This window comes from Kribbella sp. NPDC054772, assembly GCF_053611945.1.
Genome location: NZ_JBSHBJ010000068.1, coordinates 4083 through 5483 on the forward strand (window position 1 = coordinate 4083; position 1401 = coordinate 5483).

Consider the following 1401-nt stretch of genomic DNA (forward strand, 5'->3'; position numbering starts at 1 on the left):
CCGAGGCGGACCCGTTTAGGGGAAGTGGATGATCCCATGCTGCCGAGAAAAACTTCGCAGTGAGTGTTAGAGCCGCCCGTACCCCAAACCGACACAGGTGATCAGGTAGAGAATACCAAGGCGATCGAGTGAACCATGGTTAAGGAACTCGGCAAAATGCCCCCGTAACTTCGGGAGAAGGGGGACCGGATCCGTTACATCCTTTGCGGGTGGAAGCGGTGAAGGTCGCAGAGACCAGGCCCAAGCGACTGTTTACTAAAAACACAGGTCCGTGCGAAGAAGTAATTCGATGTATACGGACTGACGCCTGCCCGGTGCTGGAACGTTAAGGGGACAGGTTAGCTGGTTTCGGCCGGCGAAGCTTTGAACTTAAGCGCCAGTAAACGGCGGTGGTAACTATAACCATCCTAAGGTAGCGAAATTCCTTGTCGGGTAAGTTCCGACCTGCACGAATGGCGTAACGACTTGGGCGCTGTCTCAACCATGGACTCGGCGAAATTGCATTACGAGTAAAGATGCTCGTTACGCGCAGCAGGACGGAAAGACCCCGGGACCTTTACTACAACTTGGTATTGGTGGTCGGTACAATTTGTGTAGGATAGGTGGGAGACTGTGAAGCTCGGACGCCAGTTCGGGTGGAGTCATCGTTGAAATACCACTCTGATTGTTCTGGCTGTCTAACTTTGGTCCGTTATCCGGATCAGGGACAGTGCCTGGTGGGTAGTTTGACTGGGGCGGTCGCCTCCTAAAAGGTAACGGAGGCGCTCAAAGGTTCCCTCAGCCTGGTTGGCAATCAGGTGTTGAGTGTAAGTGCACAAGGGAGCTTGACTGTGAGACAGACATGTCGAGCAGGGACGAAAGTCGGAACTAGTGATCCGGCGGTGGCATGTGGGAGCACCGTCGCTCAACGGATAAAAGGTACCCCGGGGATAACAGGCTGATCTTCCCCAAGAGTCCATATCGACGGGATGGTTTGGCACCTCGATGTCGGCTCGTCGCATCCTGGGGCTGGAGTAGGTCCCAAGGGTTGGGCTGTTCGCCCATTAAAGCGGCACGCGAGCTGGGTTTAGAACGTCGTGAGACAGTTCGGTCCCTATCCGCTGCGCGCGCAGGAGACTTGAGAAGGGCTGCCCCTAGTACGAGAGGACCGGGGTGGACGAACCTCTGGTGTGCCAGTTGTTCCGCCAGGAGCACGGCTGGTTGGCTACGTTCGGGAGTGATAACCGCTGAAAGCATCTAAGCGGGAAGCACGCTTCAAGATGAGGTCTCCCACCGGGTTAACCGGGTAAGGCCCCCAGTAGACCACTGGGTTGATAGGCCAGAAGTGGAAGCGCCGTAAGGTGTGGAGCTGACTGGTACTAATAGGCCGAGGGCTTGTCACACACTTAAGACTTCAAGCCT

1 rRNA gene (cut by a window edge) is annotated in these 1401 nt (G+C 55.7%); it reads left to right on the forward strand.

The window, feature by feature from the left end:
• Positions 1 to 1382 (forward strand): 23S ribosomal RNA (locus ACWGID_RS41425); it begins 1828 nt to the left of the window's first position.
• The last annotated feature ends 19 nt before the right edge of the window (positions 1383 to 1401 follow it).